Here is a 19,426-nt window from a genome sequence, read left to right on the forward strand (position 1 = left end):
TATTATTGCACTTTATTTAAAATGAAAATCTTCATGGGAAAGACTCCAAATACAGTACTTATTGTACTTGCTTTTTTTTCGATATATGTTATTTGGGGTTCCACATATCTTTTAAATAAGATCGCAGTAACAGAACTTGCTCCATTTATGCTAGCAGCTATTAGATTTATAACTGCAGGTCTTTTGATCTTTATAATTTGTAAGATTTCGGGAATTAATATTTCTATTACTAAAAAGCAACTTAAAAATACCATTATTGCTGGCTTTCTGTTTCTCAGCTTTGGTAATGGGATCGTTGTATGGGCTCTTAAATTTGTAGACAGCGGATTTGCAGCCTTGGAGATCTCTGCACAACCATTAATTGTATTGTTTTTATTAAGAGTTTTAGAAGGTAAAAAAATAAAAACCATGTCGTTGATAGGGGTTGGCTTCGGAATTATTGGAATGTACCTTCTGGTAAGTCAGAAGCAGATAATTAGTGATGGAGATTCTATTATTGGAATGGGAATGATCTTTTTATGTTTAGTAAGCTGGGCATACGGAAGTATTTTTGTAAGTAAAGCAGATTTGCCTACCAATTATTTTGTGAATACCGGCTATCAAATGTTTTCTGGTGGAATCATGCTTATGCTCGCTAGTTTCGCCTTTGGAGAATCATGGTCACTTCCAACAACTTGGAGTGGCGAGGTACAGATCTCTATGATCCTTCTAATTTTATTTGGAAGTATTGTGGCTTTTACATCTTTCAATTATTTATTAAAAGTTGTTTCTCCAGAGAAAGTTGCTACCTCAACCTATGTAAACCCAATTATAGCGATGAGTTTAGGCTGGTATTTTCTAAATGAACAAATAACCCTACAATCTTCTATTGCTGCTATTGTTCTATTAACAGGAGTTTATTTTATAAATACCAAGAAGAAATTGATTCTTCTGTCTAGATTTAAAGGAAGGATGAGACCAAAGAAAGTTGAATTAAAATAAAGACATTTCTTTTTTTTAAGCAATAATTCTTAAACTAATCTAAGACCTAATTTTATGCCGAATTCTTTAGAAAAAATTGCGTTAGGAGGTGGTTGCCACTGGTGTACCGAAGCGGTTTTTCAATCTCTAATTGGTGTAAAAAAGGTAGAGCAGGGTTATGTATCTTCTTTTGATGAGCATTCAAATTTTTCTGAAGCTGTCATTGTACACTTCAATTCAGAAGTTATTCCTCTGGAAAGGCTTATCGAAATCCATCTTTACACCCATAAAAGTATGTCCATGCATAGCATGAGGGGAAGGTACAGATCTGCGGTGTATACTTATTCTGAATATCAAAATGCTCATTCTATAAAGATTTTGAAGAATCTTCAGCCAGAATTTAATTATAAGCTAATCACAAAAGTGTATTCCTTTAATAAATTTAAAGCCTCAAGGGAAGAACTTCTTGATTATTATCTCAAAGATCCAGAAAAACCGTTTTGTAAAACATATATAGCTCCAAAACTAAAAGTCTTACTGGAGGAATTCTCTGGAAATATTAAATCTAAATTCTAAATTTAATCAGAATTAAAAGCTATTTAATAGTTCTAATTTTCAAAGAAAAAGGGTTTAAAGAACTATGTTCCTTAAACCCTTTAATATTTAAATTAATTGCAATCTAGAACTCTTGTACAGTTGGTCTAATTACAATTTCATTTACATCCACATCATCTGGTTGCTCAATTGCATACGCAATAGCACGAGCTATAGAATCTGAAGGTATTGCTTGTTTGTAAAATTCTTTTACGTTTGCAGAACTTTCCTCATGAGAACTTCCATGTTTTAGTTCAGAATCGATAGCTCCTGGCTCTATAGAAGTAGTTCTAATTGCACCTCCAACTTCATGTCTTAATCCTTCAGTAATTGCTCTAACCGCATATTTGGTTCCGCTATACACAGTTCCACCCGGACTAAACACTTTTATTCCTGCTACAGAAGACAGATTAATAATATGCCCAGAAGACTGGTTTTGGAATATTGGCAATACTGCCGCGATCCCATATAAAACTCCTTTTATATTGATATCTATCATTTTATCCCATTCCTCAACTTTAGTTTCAGAAAGTGGAGCAATTGCCATTAAACCTGCATTATTAATAAGCACATCTATTTTCCCAAATGTAGAAACAGCCTTATCTACCAAAGCCTTCACTTCTGAAGCCTTAGTTACATCCATTTTTAAAACTTCAGCTTTTCCACCATCTTCACGGATCTCATTTGCTATTTTTTCCAAGTTCTCTATTCTACGAGCTCCTAAAACAACTGATGCTCCTTTGCTTGCTAAATGTCTAGCTGTTGTTTCTCCTAAACCACTACTAGCACCGGTAATTACAACAACTTTTCCCTTTATATTATTTTCCATTTCTATGAATTTTAAGTTTAAAAATTAAATTATAATGCAAATCTAGAGCTTAGAAAAGGCTTAAACCCGCCAGAATGTAGGATTATGATTAGTTTAACCCGTTTGGTTAACCTACATCAATCGGAATTCTTAAAATGTACTTAAACAGTATATAGTTTTTAATAATTGGAATAGTTCATACTTTATAAATGAAACATTAACTAGATTTTAATGAAGTTTAAAATCTTCGATCTTGAAGTAGATTACCTATTTTTAAAAATGGTTAAGAAAATTCAAATCATTAATATTTATTAAGGAACACCAAGATTTCCCGTCCTACTATTGGAGTGAATTTCAAATTGAATTTCATTTCTAAATCAATCAAAATTTTCAACATGAGTTATTTTACAGATGATTTTTCCGAGTTCTTTAAAGAGTTGACGGTAAATAATAATACAGAATGGTTTCACGCAAATAAAGAACGCTATGAAAAAAGCGTAAAGGAACCTTTTGAAGCCTTTGTAGAAAAAATCATTGAGGAAATATGCATATTAGATACAGATTATCAAATTACTTCAAAAGAGTGTATTTTTAGGTTACATAGAGATGTACGCTTCTCTAAAGATAAATCATCTTATAAATTGTTTTCTTCAGCAGCAATTTCTACAAATGGTAGAAAAAATAAAAGTCTTCCTGGGATGTATATAAGGTTTTCACCAGAAAACATCACAATTATGGGACGCTGTTATCAACCTTCATCACTACAACTTCATAAGATAAGAGCAGCAATTAGTGCAGACACAAAAGGGTTTCGTTTCTTGATAGATAACGAAGATTTTAAAGAAAAATTTGGTTCCGTTAGGGGTGAGATAAACAAACGTATTCCTAAAGAATTTCAAAGTGCACTTAAAAATGAACCTCTAATTGCTAATAAGCAGTTTTACTATGGAACTACTTTACCGCCAGAAACAATTACAAACCATAATCTAGATTCTCTAATCATGGAATATTGGAAAACTATGCAACCACTTAATAATTTCTTTAATAAAGCGATCCTTTAAATAAGCTATAAATATTTTTTTAAGAGTCTTTAACAAACAATTAGTAGTTCTTTAGAAACTGCTCACTTCCTGTCTCCGTAGATATTATACTATTAATCAACAAAACGAGATATGAAAATTTCAACGAAAAAATTGTTTAGACTTAGTCTTTTCTCTCTGTGCTTATCCTTGGTTGTATCATGTTCAGACGATGACGACTACATGGCTGCAGAAGGAACTTGTACAGATGGAATTATGAATGGTACTGAAACTGGTGTCGATTGTGGAGGTACAATGTGCGAACCTTGTACAACTACAATGCTAGGGAGAAGAACAGAACTTTATGTAACTAGTAATGCTGGCGGAAATATTACTAAATATAGCATTTCAGGAGATTCTACTCTAACGTTCACTACTCAATCCTCTTCAGCCGAAGGAATTTATTACGATACCAATAATGATCTCTTGGTTCAAGCTTCACGTTCTAACTTACAGTTGGAAGCATATTCAGATATTTCAAGCTTTATGACAGATGCTTCTTTAACAACCACCTATACAGGTGCTGTAGATTTGGAGAGCCCTCGTGAACTTGCAGTTAATGGAAATACCTATGTAGTATCAGATAATGGTTCTAATAAATTTTTTGTTTATACTAAAAGCGGAGATAGTTTTTCTTTAGCAAATACAGTGACAATACCGTTTCCTGTTTGGGGAATTACATTTAAAGGAAACGACCTTTATGCAGTTGTAGATACAACTAACGATCTTGCAGTATTTTACGATTTTGAGAATAATGTAATAGATGGAACACTCGCTCCATCAAAAAGAATTTCTATCGAAGGAATTATTAGAACCCATGGAATTACTTATGATGGAACAGATGATGTTTTAGTGATGACGGATATTGGAGATGCAGCAAATGTAACCGATGATGGAGGTTTTCATATAATTAATGAATTTTCCAGTAAATTTGATGCACTCTCAGATGGGGAAGTTTTAACTTTAAATATGCAAACGCGTGTTGCCGGACCTTCTACAGGTTTAGGAAATCCGATTGATGTAGCATATGATTCTGAAGAGAATACTGTTTATATTTCTGAAATTGGAAATGGAACTGTATTAGGCTTTTCTTCTATAGGAGATGGAGGAGATTTATCACCTACTTTTTCGAAGGATCTTGCTGGAGCCTCTTCAATTTATTTTTCCAGTGATGAAACAGATGGGAATTCAGGAAATTCAACTCAATCTTCCACATTAAAAACACAGCTATATACTACCAACAATGCTAATGGAGACATCAACATATACGATGGTGTAGGCATGTTAGTAAAAACCATTACTTCAGGATCTACAGCTTCAGAAGGAATCTATTATTCTGGGACTAACGATATATTAATTCAAGCATCAAGATCAGATCTTATGTTAGCTTATTATTCAGATTTTTCTAATGCAGCAGATGCATCTATTGTAACCTCCGATTTTTCAAGTAATGCAGATCTAACGAGCCCGAGAGAAATTGCAGTTTCAGGAAATAAAATTGTAGTTTCAGATAATGGAACACACATGTTTTATGTTTATTCCTACAATGGCTCTTCTTTTACTTTGGAAAATACGGTAGATCCAGGATTTAATGTTTGGGGAATCACTTTTAAGGGAGATGATCTTTTAGCTGTTGTAGATAACTCTAGTGATCTGGCGGTCTTCAATAATTTTCTGAATAATGCTACAGATGGAACATTATCCCCAGATAAGAGAATTACCATTGCAGGAATAGTAAGAACACACGGGATAGATTATAATGAAGCAGATGATGTATTGGTGATGACAGATATAGGTGATGCTGCAAATGCAACTAATGATGGTGGTTTTCAAGTGATTCAGAACTTTAGTAGTATTTTAGAAGCTACTGCAACTGGAGGGAGTATTTCATTAGCAGATCAAACCAGAGTTTCTGGAGCTTCTACTTTATTAGGAAATCCTATAGATGTCGCTTACGATCATAAAACTAATACTGTGTTTATTGCTGAAGTAGGAAATGGAAAAGTTTTGGCTTTTACTAATGTCTTAAATATTACAGGAGACATTGCTCCAACAGTTTCAAATGATTTAATGTCCGCATCTTCATTATTTTTATACAATAACTAATAACTTTAACCTCAGATTTTTTTGATAGAAAAAGCCCTATTGCCAATGCAGTAGGGCTTTTTGTATATTCTATTAATTTCTATAGCATTTAGATGATCTTTCTAACCGCTTCAATGTAAATCCATGAAATTTGAATAAAATTAGATGTTTATGTAACAATTAGATGATAAGTAGGTCTTTTAGATACATCAATCAATCTTATTAATGAAATTATCACTTTTTACCATCATCATCATTTGTATTGGCCTAAGTACAAATGCACAAGTAACCAAAAAACAACTACATATTGAACGAGCGGTAGAAGCTCCCAAAATAGATGGGATCTTAGATGATGCCGTTTGGGCAAATGCACAAGAAGCAGTAGATTTTATTCAGTTTCGTCCTAATATGAATGTTAAGGAAACAGAAAGTAACAGAACAGTGGTTAAGTTGGCTTATGATAATTCTGCCTTATACATCTCTGCATATTTATATGATGATCCTACTAAGATAGCCAAACAACTTTCTAGTCGAGATAATTTTGGGAATGCAGACTTTTTCGGATTTGTAGTAAACCCTAATAATGATGCTCAAAATGATACCGAATTCTTTGTTTTTGCCTCGGGTACTCAAGCCGATGCAATTTCTAACCCAAGTGTGGGTGAGGATTTTGGATGGAACAGCGTATGGAGCAGTGCAGTAGCGATCGTGGAAGATGGGTGGATCGTGGAGATGAAGATCCCATACCGTTGCCTTAGATTCGATAATAATGATGTGGAAACTTGGGGTATTCAATTTCATAGACGTTTCAGAAGAGATGAATCCCAATACACTTGGAACCCGGTAGATGTTACTAAAGGAAATATTGGTTTATATCACGGGGAATTAAAAGGTTTAGAAGCAATAGATCCTCCAACAAGACTTTCTCTTTACCCTTTTGTTTCTACTGTCCAAAATAATTTTGATGGTGTTTATGAATCTAACTTTAATGCCGGATTGGATGTGAAATATGGTTTAACCGAGAACTTCACTTTAGACGCCACTTTAATACCTGATTTTTCACAGGCTGGATTTGATAATATTACTTTAAATCTTGGTCCCTTCGAACAAACTTTTTCTGAACAAAGACAGTTTTTTACCGAAGGCGTGGATCTTTTCTCTAAAGGAGATCTTTTCTTTTCCAGAAGGGTAGGAAGCGCACCAATTACAGATCCTGTGACTTCAGCAAATGAAGAGGTGGTGGATTTTCCTGAATCTGTAAAAGTATTGAATGCTATTAAAGTATCCGGAAGAACCGGAAATGGGTTAGGACTAGGCTTTTTTAATTCCTTTACAGAAAAAGCAGAAGCTACCATAGAAAATATAGAGACTGGAGACCGTCGCAGGGAGGTGGTAGAACCCTTTACAAATTATAACATTTTAGTAATAGATAAGCAGTTTAATGGCAATTCTTCAATTGGGATCATCAACACAAATGTAACTCGGGAAGGATCTTTTAGAGATGCAAATGTTACAGCGATCACTTCAGATATTACCAACAAGCGAAATACATATCAAGTAAGAGGGGATATAAAAATGAGTAATATTAACCTAGAGACTGGAACCATTACAGGATTTAGCACTTTTGTAGCTGCAAGAAAAGCTCATGGTAATTTCCGATATAGTATAGATCACAGCTATGCCGACACTAAATTTGATCCGAACGATCTAGGATTACAAAATAGAAACAATTATAACAATTTTGGAGTAGATATTAATTATCGCACTTTTGAACCATCCGGAATTTGGAACCGCTATTTCGCTAATTTTTATGTGAATTATACAATGCTTGCTGAACCAAGTACTTTTACAGGATTTGGCTTGGGTTTAAGTGCTAACGGAACTACAAAAAAGTTGAATGAAATAGGAGGGAACATCAATTTACTACCTGGTAAACAATACGATTATTTTGAGCCTCGAAAAGAAGGAAGTTACTTTATAACTGAAAACGGAGTAAATATGAACGGATGGTTTAACTCAAACAATAGTAAAAAAGTGGCTTTAAGTGCTAATATTGGTGCTGAATCTTTTCTTCAAGAAGGTCGAGATTATTTTGATTACTGGTTTGGGTTTGGTCCTCAAATACGATTCAATGATAAATTTATGATCTCATATTTTTTCTATCGAGATCATTATTTAGGAGATCGAGGCTATGTAACTCAAATAGATGATGAGGTGATCTTTGGGGACAGAGAAAGGGAAGAGATAGAGCAAACTTTTAATGCCAGTTATAACTTTAATCCAAATCATACCTTATCTCTAACGCTAAGAAATTATTGGGGCATCGTTAAGTATGACGAACAATTATTTAGTTTGCAGAACAATGGGCGCGTTACCCATGATACTGGTTACACCACAACGAATATTCCGGATAATCCAGATATCAATTTCTCTACTTGGAATTTCGATCTTAGTTATTCTTGGCAATTTGCACCAGGGAGCTTTGTAACTGCCTTATACCGTAACCAATTATTCAATTTTGATACAGCTGCTCGCGATTCGTATACCCAGAGTATAGATACCTTGTTCCAACAGCCTATAAATAATGTGTTCTCATTGAAACTTCAATACTTTTTAGATTACAATCAGATTGCAGGGATATTTAAGAAATAGATTTTTTATAAAGCAAAAATACGACTACCACTTAAAATTGATTTTTAAAGGGCTTTTTTTTGAAAAATTAAAGTCAATTCTATTTATTGAAACAGTTGAAATTCTATGAACTTACCTATCTCAGTATAATTATAAATTCCTCTTATCTACTATATTTTCACTAGTATTCCTTCAAAATTTACTGAAAAAAATATCATATATTTAATACATAATATACTAATAATCAATAACTAAACAGTTTTGAAGATAAATAATGGAATCAGTTAATAACATAGCATTAGAATTTAATGAATTTTCTAAAAATTACACCAATGATATGATTGGCTGTGTTCCTCATTATAAGGAACTCATTTCAAGTTTTATAAAATACCTTCCAGATAATTTTAGTCCAATCTCTATTCTTGATCTTGGGTGTGGTAATGGAAATATCACTTCTCAATTAATTTCTCATTTTCCAAATGCAACATATACAATGGTGGATGCATCTTCAGAAATGATCGAATTATGTCGGAAGCAGTTTAAGAGCCATAATGTTATTTATTCCAATATGTATTTCAATGATTTCATTTTTAAACCAGAATCTTATGACTTGATTGTTGCTGGGTTTAGTCTACATCATTGTGATTACAAAGAAAAGAGATCTATTTTTAAGGCTATCTATTCTTCTTTAAAAATAGGAGGAATGTTTTCTTATAGTGACCTAATGATAAATAAAACTAATCCAGATCATCCAGTGTTATTGGATGAATGGCATCATTTTGTTAATAGCAATTTTCCTGATGGAGAAAAATGGGCTTGGGTCATGGAACATTATAAAGCATTCGATAAACCGACAGATTATCTAGATCAAATAGAATGCTTAAGAAATGTAGGATTTACTAATATTCAAATTCCCTTCAAAGAAGGATATTGGGTGTATCTACAGGCAGTAAAATCTTAGATTTTTCAATTCCTTACACTTGAACCATTCTCCAAATAATCCATGGAAACGAAACAGTTCTTTAAATAGGTTTAAAAAAATAAAAATTCAAATCGAACAGTATTTAAAAACTACCTTTGCGCCTCTATAAACTTAGCACTGATTCATGTAGCGTATTGCTGGATCTTCTGCTGAATTTAGCTTGCAATTTGGTTATGAAGAAGAATGAAACAGAAATAAAAGCAGCGATCACTTCCGCAGAAATTGAAAACTGCATCGCGGTTTTAGCACAATTGATAGAAGACACAGATCAGATATTTGACATTCCAAGGGAGCAAAGAACACAACTTTTAAAAGTAGCTGGAATGTTCTCCAGACCAGATCGGGATGAATTTTCCAGACGAAAAAAGGACGGTAAAAAAGCAGCAAAACGCAAACAAGAGGCAAAAGATAAAACCGCTCGTAAAGAAACGGGGATTCGAAATGCTCGGGAAGCTTCGGTATTTGTAGCTCCCAAATTGCTTCCAATGGCACATCTCGCCAATAAAGTGGAATTGGAATTAGAAACTCCTCGAAAATGTTATGTCTGTAAAACAGAATTCACCAAAATGCATCATTTTTACGATTCCATGTGCACAAGTTGTGGAGATTTTAATTATGCAAAACGTTTTCAGAATGCAGATGTAAAAGGACAAATAGCTGTAATAACAGGCTCCAGATTAAAAATAGGATATCATATAAGCTTAATGCTGTTAAGAGGCGGAGCAACTGTGATAGCAACCACTCGTTTTCCAGTAGACTCTGCTTTGAGATTCTCTAAGGAAGAAGATTTTACAGAATGGGGACATAGATTGAAGATCCACGGACTCGATTTGCGACATATTCCAAGTGTAGAGATCTTCTGTAATTTTATAGAGCAGAAATATGAAAAATTGGATATCCTCATAAATAATGCAGCTCAAACGGTGCGCCGTCCTGCAGGCTTCTATCAGCATTTAATGCCAAATGAAGAACGCTCCATTGCCTCCTTACCAGAATTTGCTCGTAATCTTTTAATAGATCATGATAACTGCCTTCAAGAATTAAAGGGTCTTACTACAAGAACCTCTTCCAATACTAATATGCCGGTTACATGGCATGGACCAGAACCTGGAATAGGTTTGCGGGCATCAGCAAAATTATCCCAGATTCCTTATAGTTTTGATAATACCTTAGTTGCAAAAGAAGTGTTTCCGGAAGGAGAATTGGATGCCGACTTACAACAGGTAGATCTTAGAAAAACCAATTCTTGGCGTTTAAAACTAGGGGAAATTGAAACTACCGAAATGCTGGAAGTGCAACTGGTAAATTCAGTAGCTCCTTTTGTATTGTGCAACAGACTTTCAGAAGTCATGAAAAAAGAGAATACTGGAAAAAAACACATAATTAATGTCTCGGCGATGGAAGGGAAATTCTATCCTGGCTTTAAGGAAGATAGACATCCACATACCAATATGGCTAAAGCAGCTTTAAACATGCTAACACATACATCTGCAGGCACTTTGGCTAAAGATGGCATCTTTATGAATGCGGTAGATACTGGTTGGGTTACAGATGAAGATCCTGCAGCTTTGGCAAAGTTAAAACAAGAGCGAGACGATTTTCAGCCACCTTTAGATATTGTTGATGGAGCTGCAAGAGTAATGGATCCTTTGTTTGATGGGATTAATACCGGGAAACACTGGTGTGGAAAATTCCTAAAAGATTACAGACCTATTAACTGGTAGTGCTTATACTGAAAGTTGAAAGTACTCTGTCACTCTGAGCTTGTCGAAGAGTCTAAATAAAAAGCAACTTCGACAGGCTCAGCTTGACAATTATATTCTTTACTAAATTTCGTTTAGCGCATCGTCACCCTGAACTAGTTTCAGGGTCTTCTTATTAATTACTGAGATGCTGAAACAATTTCAGCATGACGTCTCGCCACTCAGTTATACTATCCCGATAGCTTGGCAAATAGCGTATCTCACCAGATTTTATGAATTCCTTAAGCTGATTTTTTATTTGATCTTATTAGCTTTACTTTCTAAAAATTAGATATGAAACGATATTTGGTACTTCTTAGCTTTTTATGCGTAGGAATTGTAAGCTGTCAGGAAAATAAAAAAGCCGATAAAGAAAACGATGATGTACCTGAAGCGGTACAAATTACCTTTCAAAATAAATATCCAGGAGAGACCGATCCAGACTGGGAACAAGATGAGCACGGGTATTGGGAATCTCATTTTAAAATAGATGGAGAAAAATATCGCGCCGATTTTAATGCAGATGGTTCTTGGGTGGAAACCGAGAATAGTATAAAAAATGACGAATTACCTGAGGCTATTAAAAGTGTAATTAAAGAAAAATATTCCGATCATGAGATCACTGAAGTAGAGCATGTAGAATCTGCTAAACATGGTGTTTTTTACGATGTAGAATTCAAACAGAAAGGAAAGAATAAAGATGTTATGTTTCGTGAAGATGGATCTATAATAAATTGAATTTTCAAAATAAGAAGTAGGAAGCAAGCAAAAATTATTAGGAAAATAAACAGTTAGTATTTGAAAGAGCCGGTGTTTTTATTAAAAGCTTTCACTTTCCATTATTAAACTCCCTCTACGAAATTTCCAACATGACTTTATATGTTTTTGAAAAGTTTCAAATCTGTAAATTTAAAAAATAAGAAATTTCAGAGACAGGGTATCAACAGAATACAGTAAGCGAATTTCCACTAGATAAATTATTACCTCTATATATTTCCGCAAAAAAAGTATGCCTTTGCTTTCTGAAAAAATTCACTTATATTATTGAGTGACAAAAAAAATCAGAGTTAAGATGATTACTCTTATACACTTTGGTTTATTCATATAAGTTGGAGGCTACTATTATATACTTACTGAATATATAATATTGAATCAATTATAAAACAAGAATTATGAAAGCAATAGGATTTAAAAAATCATTACCAATATCAAATGAAGAAAGTTTTATTGAGTTTGAAATTGAAAAACCATCACCTAAAGGCTATGATCTTTTAATAAAAGTTCAAGCAAATTCTATAAATCCTGTAGATTTCAAAATACGACAGAATGCAGCCAAGGATACGGTTTTAGAAACACCAAAAATTATAGGTTGGGATGCGGTTGGAGTCGTTGAAGCAGTAGGTGAGAAGACCACGAAATTTAAAGTGGGAGATTCAGTATTTTATGCAGGTGATATTACACGAAGTGGTAGTAATTCAGAATTTCAATTAGTGGATGAGCGTATCGTTGGTAAAAAACCTAAAAGCCTAAGTATTGCGGAAGCTTCTGCTATGCCATTAACAAGCTTAACTGCTTATGAAGCTTTGTTTGACCGCCTAAGAATAGATCCAGAAAAAGATAAAGGAAAATCGGTGTTGATATTAGCAGGAGCTGGTGGCGTAGGATCCATAGCGATTCAATTAGCTAAGAAATTAGCGAATTTAACCGTGATTGCTACGGCCTCAAGAGAAAATTCTACCGAATGGTGTAAAGATTTAGGCGCAGATTTCGTAGTAAATCATCATCATTTAAAAGAGGAATTAAAGAAAATAGGTCATCCCCAAGTGAACTATATTTTAGATTTTGTAGATCTGGAAGGCTATTGGGAAACTGCGACAGAGATTATTAAACCTCAAGGTCATATTTTATCTATTACGGGAAGTAGTGTGCCTTTAGATTTAAATCTGCTAAAAAATAAGAGTGTTACCTTCTCTTGGGAGTTAATGTTTACTCGAGCTATGTTTACCACTGAAGATATGGAGAGACAACATGAGATTTTAAATCATATTGCCGATTTATTAGATAAGGGTACAATTAGATCAACCCTAACAACTACAATAAAAGGCTTTACTGTAGATAATTTAAAAGAAGCACACCAGTTACAAGAGTCTGGTAAGTCCATTGGTAAAACAGTGATTTTATTCTAATTAACTATAAGTTTTAAATTTAGTGTAAATAAGCGGAATACTTATAGCATTTTATTAAATGACCTTTAAACGGAATCCTTCTAAGGCCTTTCATCTTTATAGTGGCGATAAATAAAGCAATCCCAATTCAGCAGTAGTTGCTAAAGGCTTACATTTCATCAAATATGAGTATCTAGGCAGTGGGAATTTTTCTCAATTTCGCCAAAACATAAACTATTCTTAAAATATTGAAATGATATGTTCGAATGTTTAATTTTAATTAAGCTACCTAATAGCTTTAGAAAGATAACACAAAAATCAAGTTACATATTCATTCACTAAATATTATAATAATGGCTAAGAAAACTAATAAGGATTCTTCCGAGTCTAAAAAAATTGAGGACTTAAAGAAGGACCATTGGGAAATGAAAGACACTACCATGACCACCAATCAAGGTCTTAAAGTAAACGACACAAATAATTCGCTTAAATCTGGGGAAAGGGGTTCTACTTTATTGGAAGATTTTCTACTTAGAGAAAAAATCTCCCACTTTGATCATGAGCGAATTCCAGAAAGAATTGTGCATGCTCGTGGAAGTGCAGCACATGGATATTTTGAGCTATCTAAGGATATGTCCGAATTTACGAAAGCTGGAATTTTCACCGATACAAATAGAAGGACTCCCGTTTTTGTTCGTTTTTCTACAGTTGCCGGCTCAAAAGGTTCTCCAGATCTGGCACGTGATGTTCGTGGGTTTGCTGTTAAATTTTATACTGAAGAAGGAACCTGGGATTTAGTAGGTAATAACATGCCTATATTCTTTATTCAAGATGCTATGAAATTCCCAGATCTTATTCACTCTGTAAAACCAGAACCTAATAAAGAAATTCCACAGGCAGCCTCTGCCCACGATACTTTTTACGATTTTGTTTCACTTACTACAGAAACTTTGCATAATCATATTTGGGCGATGAGTGACCGTGCTATTCCGCGTAGTTTGAGAATGATGGAAGGTTTTGGAATTCATACCTTTAGATTGATCAACGATAAGAATGAATCTCATTTTGTAAAATTCCATTGGAAGCCGAAATTAGGTGTGCATTCTGTAACCTGGGAAGAAGCTGTTAAGATTAACGGAGCAGATGCCGATTTTCACCGTCGTGATCTTTGGGATGCTATTGAAGCAGGACAATTCCCAGAATGGGAATTAGGATTACAGATTGTTCCTGAAGCAGATGAACATAAATTTGAATTCGATCTTTTAGATCCAACAAAATTAATTCCAGAAGAAATGGTTCCTGTAACCATCGTTGGGAAAATGGTATTAAACAGAAATCCTGAAAATTTCTTTGCTGAAACTGAACAGGTAGCTTTCTTGCCAGGACATATCGTTCCAGGAATAGATTTTTCTAACGATCCACTTTTGCAAGGGCGTTTGTTCTCTTATAGAGACACACAACTTTCTAGATTGGGAACTCCTAACTTCCACCAGATCCCAATAAACCAACCCATAGTTCCAATTCATAACAATCAGCGGGATGGACAAATGCAAGCAAGTATCCCAAAAGGACAAACTGCTTATTTTCCAAATTCTTTAAGTGGAGGCTGTCCCCATTTGGCAAAAATGTCTGAAGGTGCATTTCATTCCTATGAGGAGCGTATAGATGCTAAAAAGATCCGTACCCGAAGTGAAAGTTTTAGTGATCATTTCTCTCAACCCGCACTTTTTTACCGAAGCTTAGCCCCATGGGAACAAGAGCATGTAGCAGGAGCTTATACTTTCGAGTTGGGTAAATGTATGCATGATCATATTAAAGAACGTATGTTATGGCTTATTGCCCAAATAGACGAAGATCTTGCCCAGAAAGTTGCAGACGGTTTAGGAATGAAGGTTCCTAATAATATCCAGAAACCAATTAATCAGGCTATTGGTGCAGATGCCGATCCTAAAAAGCACGAACCGGGACCTAAGAAAAATTACCTGGATGCTTCCCCAGCCTTGAGCCAATCGAATACCAAATTTGATAGCATTGCTACTCGTCAAGTAGCTGTGTTGTTGGCTGATGGTTTTGATGCTAAAAGCTTCAAAGCTATGAAAGCAATGCTTGAAAAAGAAGGAGCGATGGCAAAATTGATCGCACCACATGGAGGCACTGTAAAAGATTCTGATAAGAATGAACATAAGGTAGATGCTGCTATTATGACAACAGAAAGTGTACTTTTTGATGCACTTTATATTCCGGATGGAAAAACCTCTGTAGATGCTTTATTGAAGCAAGCCAAATTTATTAAGTTCGTGAATGAAACTTTTAAATATTGCAAGGCGATTGCCGCCGATGGAGAAGGGGAGCGCCTGTTAAAAGCTAGCTTCGTAAAAGATCATATGAAAGATAAAGCTGTACATGTGAATGAAAAACCAGAAGCTTTTAAAAAGAGTATGGCGCAACACCGAAACTGGGACCGTAGAAGTATTACAGATTCAGTACCGGTTTAAATTATTCAAAATTTTATATTTAAAACCATCCGAGAGGGTGGTTTTTTTTTAGAACTATTATTAGAAGTAGAGAAATTATAATTAGATCAACTTGGGGTATTCTTGAAGTTTGTTTTAGAAGCATTTACCCAAAACATCTCCATTTGGCCTCTATTCTTGACTTCTATTTCGCCTCTAGCTTCACACTCAAAATCATTTTTAACAAGATTATAAGTAGATTTAGAAATATTGATCCTTCCTGGTAAAGAGTGAGATTCCATACGAGATGCAATGTTTACAGCATCTCCCCAAATATCATAAGAGAATTTTTTAGTGCCTACAACACCCGCTACCACGGGCCCGGTATTTACTCCTATCCGAATATCGAAACGCGTATTATCTTCATGATTCTCCAGTTTAGAATCATTAACAAATTTTAAAATTGCAAATGCTGCTTTTACCATTCTAAGGGCATGGTCACTATTAGCATTATTTAATCCTCCTACAGACATATAAGAATCGCCAATAGTTTTTATTTTTTCTAAACGATAAGTATCCATGATCTCATCGAATTTCGAAAAATAGAAATCTACACTTTGTACCAGTTTTTCTGGTGGCAGACTTTCTGCATAGCCCGTAAAACCCACAAAATCTGTAAACAATACCGTTACAGAATCAAATTTTTTAGCTTGTACTTTACCCTTTTCTTTAAGTTCTTGTGCAGTTTCCTCTGGAAGAATGTTTAGAAGTAAAATTTCAGAACGTCTTTTCTCTTTGGAAATGCTTCTATAATACCAATACAAAGTGAGGAGTAAAAATCCCGTAAATCCAAGAATAATGAGTTGGTTTCTTTTTTGCTGATTCAGTAAATTTACTTCTGCCTGTTTCTGTGATACTTCAAAATTAGTACGAATATCGGCCATGCTAGCAACATTTTCCAGATTCACAAAACTATCTCTATAGGTAATGTGGTCTTTGTAATGGGAATAGGCTTCCGGTAAATTACCCGCTGCTTCATACAATTCAGCTAATTTAAGATTAGATTCACTTATCTGTTTTTTAAGTCTGTATTTCTCAGCTAATTCCAAGCTTCTCTCTGCATAATTCAGGGAGATAATTGGCTTATTCTGCTTTAAATAAATATCGGCCATATAGGTGAGATATTCAGAAATAGCATAATAATCCCCAAGCTCTTCTAAAATGGCAATGGCTTCAGTAATATTCGATTTTGCGAGCGCTTCCTTTCCCTGCTCTGCATAGACCATTCCCATATTCCCGAGATTATAAGCGGTGCCAATCAAATAATCTTTCTCTTTAAATAAGGCACCAGACTCTTCGAAGTATTGCAATGCCAGTTCATATTCCTTAGTATTAAAAGCTTCATCTCCCGCGTTTAATAGTGCTGTTGCCAAACCTAAGTCATTGTCTGTTTCGCGTAAAATAGAAATCGCTTTTTCATAATAAATTGAGGCATTGTTAGAATTCCCCATCTCAGAATAGGTGTCTGCAACAGTTAAATTCCCAATACCTTCGCCAATTTTATGATCTGCCTTTATAGCAGCGTCAATACTCTTGAAAAAATTCTCTAAAGCAAAGTCTAAATCTCCGGCTAACCGATGTGCACTTCCCTTTTGGGAATATCCTCTATATAAATACATAAAATTACTCTGAGCTTTCGAGAGTGCTATCAGTTCTTCTGCATACTTTATAGAGGCGTCTATATCGTTTACCTCATTAAAAGAAAGATTCCGAAGCAATTCCAATCTTTCGATCCCGGAAGTTTCTCCCTTTTCATAAATAATCTTGAGACTATCTGCAAGCTTCTGATCTTGACTCCAAGTAAATTGAAAGCCTGTACAAAAGAAGCCTATCAGTAAACAATAGGCTTTAATTTTAAGATGCATATTTAATTATTCTGGATTAACTTTTAATTTTGGATCTAAATGAAAAGTATGAGGATCTTTGTCATTTTTAAAGATCTGGAAATGTATAGTGTAATCTTCAGGTGAGGGTGAAGCGTGGACAACAGTCCCAAAAATACTTTTATTGTTGCTATATTTTTTGGGCTTTAGTGGGTTCACATCAAAGATATTGGGATTTCCAGAAGGTTTAGGGTTATGAGTAATGGATACCAATTCTACATTATAATTTTTATCCTTTTTATTTTCAACTTCAATATCCCAGTTCATAATAAAATTCTTAAAAACAACAGTTTCATATTTACTGTTAGATTCCCCAAATTCACTAGTATATCCTTCATCATCAGAAAGAGATGTATTGGCATCTACATTTTTTTCTGTTGGAGGGAGTGCGTAGAGCTCATGCGCTTTCACAATTAATTCTACTTTTCTGTTCTTTGCTTTTTTCTTAGCCTTTACTAGGTTAGCTTCTTCTTTAGATTTCATCAATAATCGGTTTAAATTAATTCATCGTTTACAGGTTAAGAATTATATGACTAGAGGAAATAAAGCTTAATTACGAATTATGGAGGGAGAGTATATTACTGATGTTGTAAGTTAATGATTTTTAGCTATTTATAAAATACTATGTAAAAATTCATTTACTATCAATTCTGTTTACAAAAATAATCTAGGTCAATTATGTACATAATATCCTGTAAACTTTATATAGGCTGCATTTTACTTTCATTTAGTAAAGCTTCAAACCGAAGAAAATTCTTTAAAAAATAAAATTGAATAGCTCCTAATGTGCTGAAAATCAGTTGTAAACAGAAAAATTATTGCTAGTATTTTGTATCTTTAATTTCCTCCCTAAAAGTTCATAGCACAATTGGATATGAATTTTCTAAAATTATAGCAACCATAAAATATAAAAATGATGAAAACAACCAGAGTTAAAGCATTTGGAACTGAATCTCCTGAAGCCGATTTGAAACAATTGAACATAGATAGAAGAGAAGTCACTTCAAAAGATGTAAGTATCGATATTTTATTTTGTGGCGTGTGCCATTCCGATTTACATTTTGCCCGTAACGATTGGGGTATGACCCAATATCCTGTAGTACCAGGACACGAAATTGTGGGTAGGGTTACTAATGTTGGAGCCGGAGTATCAAAGTATAAAAAAGGTGACTTAGTAGCGGTTGGTTGTTTAGTAGATTCCTGTAAAACCTGTGAAAACTGTAAAGCAGACCTAGAACAATATTGCCCATCATGGGTTGGAACTTACGGCGGTTACGATAAGCACCTAGATACAAATACACATGGTGGTTATTCAGAAAGCATTGTTGTAGATGAAGCATTTGTACTTCGTGTTCCGGAAAATTTAGATCCTGCAGGGATTGCACCGGTATTATGTGCAGGAATTACAACTTGGTCCCCCTTAAGATATTGGAATGTTGGGAAAGAAAGTAAGGTAGCTGTAGTGGGTTTGGGAGGCTTGGGCCATATGGCTATTAAGTTGGCAGCTGCTCTAGGTGCACATGTAACATTATTTTCAAGATCTACTAATAAAATAAAGGACGCTAAAGAATTAGGTGCACATGAAGTAATTATTTCTACAGAGGAGGCTCAAATGGAAAAAGCTGCGGGACGTTTTGATGTTATTATCGATACCGTTCCCTACGTGCATGATCTCAATCCATATGTAGGTACACTTGGCACAAATGGTACGCTGGTAGTAGTTGGCTATTTAGGCCCATTAGACCCTATGTTGGTTACTGTACCACTCATTATGGGACGTAAGTCTGTTGCAGGATCTTTAATTGGTGGGATTGCCGAAACTCAGGAATTATTGGATTTCTGCGGAAAGCATAATATTACCTCAGATATCGAGCTTATAAAGATTCAAGATATTAATAAAGCCTACGAGCGTATGCTGAAGAGTGATGTAAAATATCGATTTGTTATAGATATGAAATCGCTTAAGAATTGATTGAAATCAATA

The 19,426-nt window shown here is 34.5% G+C and carries 14 protein-coding genes; 11 read left to right on the forward strand and 3 right to left on the reverse strand.

The annotated features are described in order from the left end of the window. Positions 1-33 precede the first annotated feature (33 nt). Entirely contained in the window at positions 34-981 is a 948-nt protein-coding gene (locus BC962_RS06440; RefSeq protein WP_121345097.1) for an EamA family transporter, read from the forward strand. Between the two features lie 54 nt (positions 982-1,035). Beyond that, positions 1,036-1,536 (forward strand): peptide-methionine (S)-S-oxide reductase, encoded by a 501-nt coding sequence (locus BC962_RS06445; protein ID WP_121345098.1) that lies wholly within the window; start codon positions 1,036-1,038, stop codon positions 1,534-1,536. A gap of 103 nt (positions 1,537-1,639) precedes the next feature. Here the strand turns inward: BC962_RS06445 and BC962_RS06450 are convergent, their stop codons facing one another. Then, a complete protein-coding gene (locus BC962_RS06450) occupies positions 1,640-2,383 on the reverse strand; it encodes an SDR family oxidoreductase (RefSeq protein ID WP_121345099.1) in 744 nt (247 codons plus the stop codon). Between the two features lie 374 nt (positions 2,384-2,757). On the opposite strand from BC962_RS06450, the gene BC962_RS06455 reads away from it, so the two are divergent. From BC962_RS06455 to BC962_RS06490, 8 genes are all read left to right on the forward strand, one after another. Continuing rightward, positions 2,758-3,423 carry a DUF2461 domain-containing protein gene (locus tag BC962_RS06455; RefSeq protein ID WP_121345100.1) on the forward strand — a complete coding sequence of 222 codons (666 nt, stop codon included), beginning with the start codon at positions 2,758-2,760 and terminating at the stop codon, positions 3,421-3,423. Positions 3,424-3,534: 111 nt separating this feature from the next. Continuing rightward, entirely contained in the window at positions 3,535-5,547 is a 2,013-nt protein-coding gene (locus BC962_RS06460) for an NHL repeat-containing protein (protein ID WP_121345101.1), read from the forward strand. Positions 5,548-5,751: 204 nt separating this feature from the next. Beyond that, positions 5,752-8,178 (forward strand): DUF5916 domain-containing protein, encoded by a 2,427-nt coding sequence (locus BC962_RS06465; RefSeq protein WP_121345102.1) that lies wholly within the window; start codon positions 5,752-5,754, stop codon positions 8,176-8,178. Positions 8,179-8,431: 253 nt separating this feature from the next. Beyond that, positions 8,432-9,118 carry a class I SAM-dependent methyltransferase gene (locus BC962_RS06470; protein ID WP_121345103.1) on the forward strand — a complete coding sequence of 229 codons (687 nt, stop codon included), beginning with the start codon at positions 8,432-8,434 and terminating at the stop codon, positions 9,116-9,118. Between the two features lie 194 nt (positions 9,119-9,312). Then, entirely contained in the window at positions 9,313-10,863 is a 1,551-nt protein-coding gene (locus tag BC962_RS06475) for an SDR family NAD(P)-dependent oxidoreductase (protein ID WP_121345104.1), read from the forward strand. Positions 10,864-11,175: 312 nt separating this feature from the next. Next, a complete protein-coding gene (locus tag BC962_RS06480) occupies positions 11,176-11,619 on the forward strand; it encodes a PepSY-like domain-containing protein (protein ID WP_121345105.1) in 444 nt (147 codons plus the stop codon). A 434-nt stretch (positions 11,620-12,053) separates the two neighbouring features. Then, on the forward strand, positions 12,054-13,067 hold the full coding sequence (locus tag BC962_RS06485) for a zinc-binding alcohol dehydrogenase family protein (protein WP_121345106.1): 1,014 nt from the start codon (positions 12,054-12,056) through the stop codon (positions 13,065-13,067). 332 nt (positions 13,068-13,399) lie between these two features. Beyond that, a complete protein-coding gene (locus tag BC962_RS06490; RefSeq protein ID WP_121345107.1) occupies positions 13,400-15,541 on the forward strand; it encodes a catalase in 2,142 nt (713 codons plus the stop codon). Between the two features lie 86 nt (positions 15,542-15,627). On the opposite strand, the gene BC962_RS06495 is transcribed toward BC962_RS06490, so the two are convergent. After that, the gene (locus BC962_RS06495; protein WP_121345108.1) at positions 15,628-17,424 is read right to left on the reverse strand and encodes an adenylate/guanylate cyclase domain-containing protein; all 1,797 of its coding nucleotides are present in this window, start codon (positions 17,422-17,424) and stop codon (positions 15,628-15,630) included. Between the two features lie 6 nt (positions 17,425-17,430). After that, complete coding sequence (locus BC962_RS06500) at positions 17,431-17,925, reverse strand: hypothetical protein (RefSeq protein WP_121345109.1); 495 nt, start codon at positions 17,923-17,925, stop codon at positions 17,431-17,433. A gap of 433 nt (positions 17,926-18,358) precedes the next feature. On the opposite strand from BC962_RS06500, the gene BC962_RS06505 reads away from it, so the two are divergent. Further along, positions 18,359-19,414, forward strand: coding sequence for an NAD(P)-dependent alcohol dehydrogenase (locus tag BC962_RS06505; RefSeq protein WP_121345110.1), 1,056 nt, complete (start codon positions 18,359-18,361; stop codon positions 19,412-19,414). Positions 19,415-19,426 lie beyond the last annotated feature (12 nt).

This window comes from Gillisia mitskevichiae, from assembly GCF_003634585.1.
Classification (GTDB): Bacteria; Bacteroidota; Bacteroidia; order Flavobacteriales; family Flavobacteriaceae; genus Gillisia; species Gillisia mitskevichiae.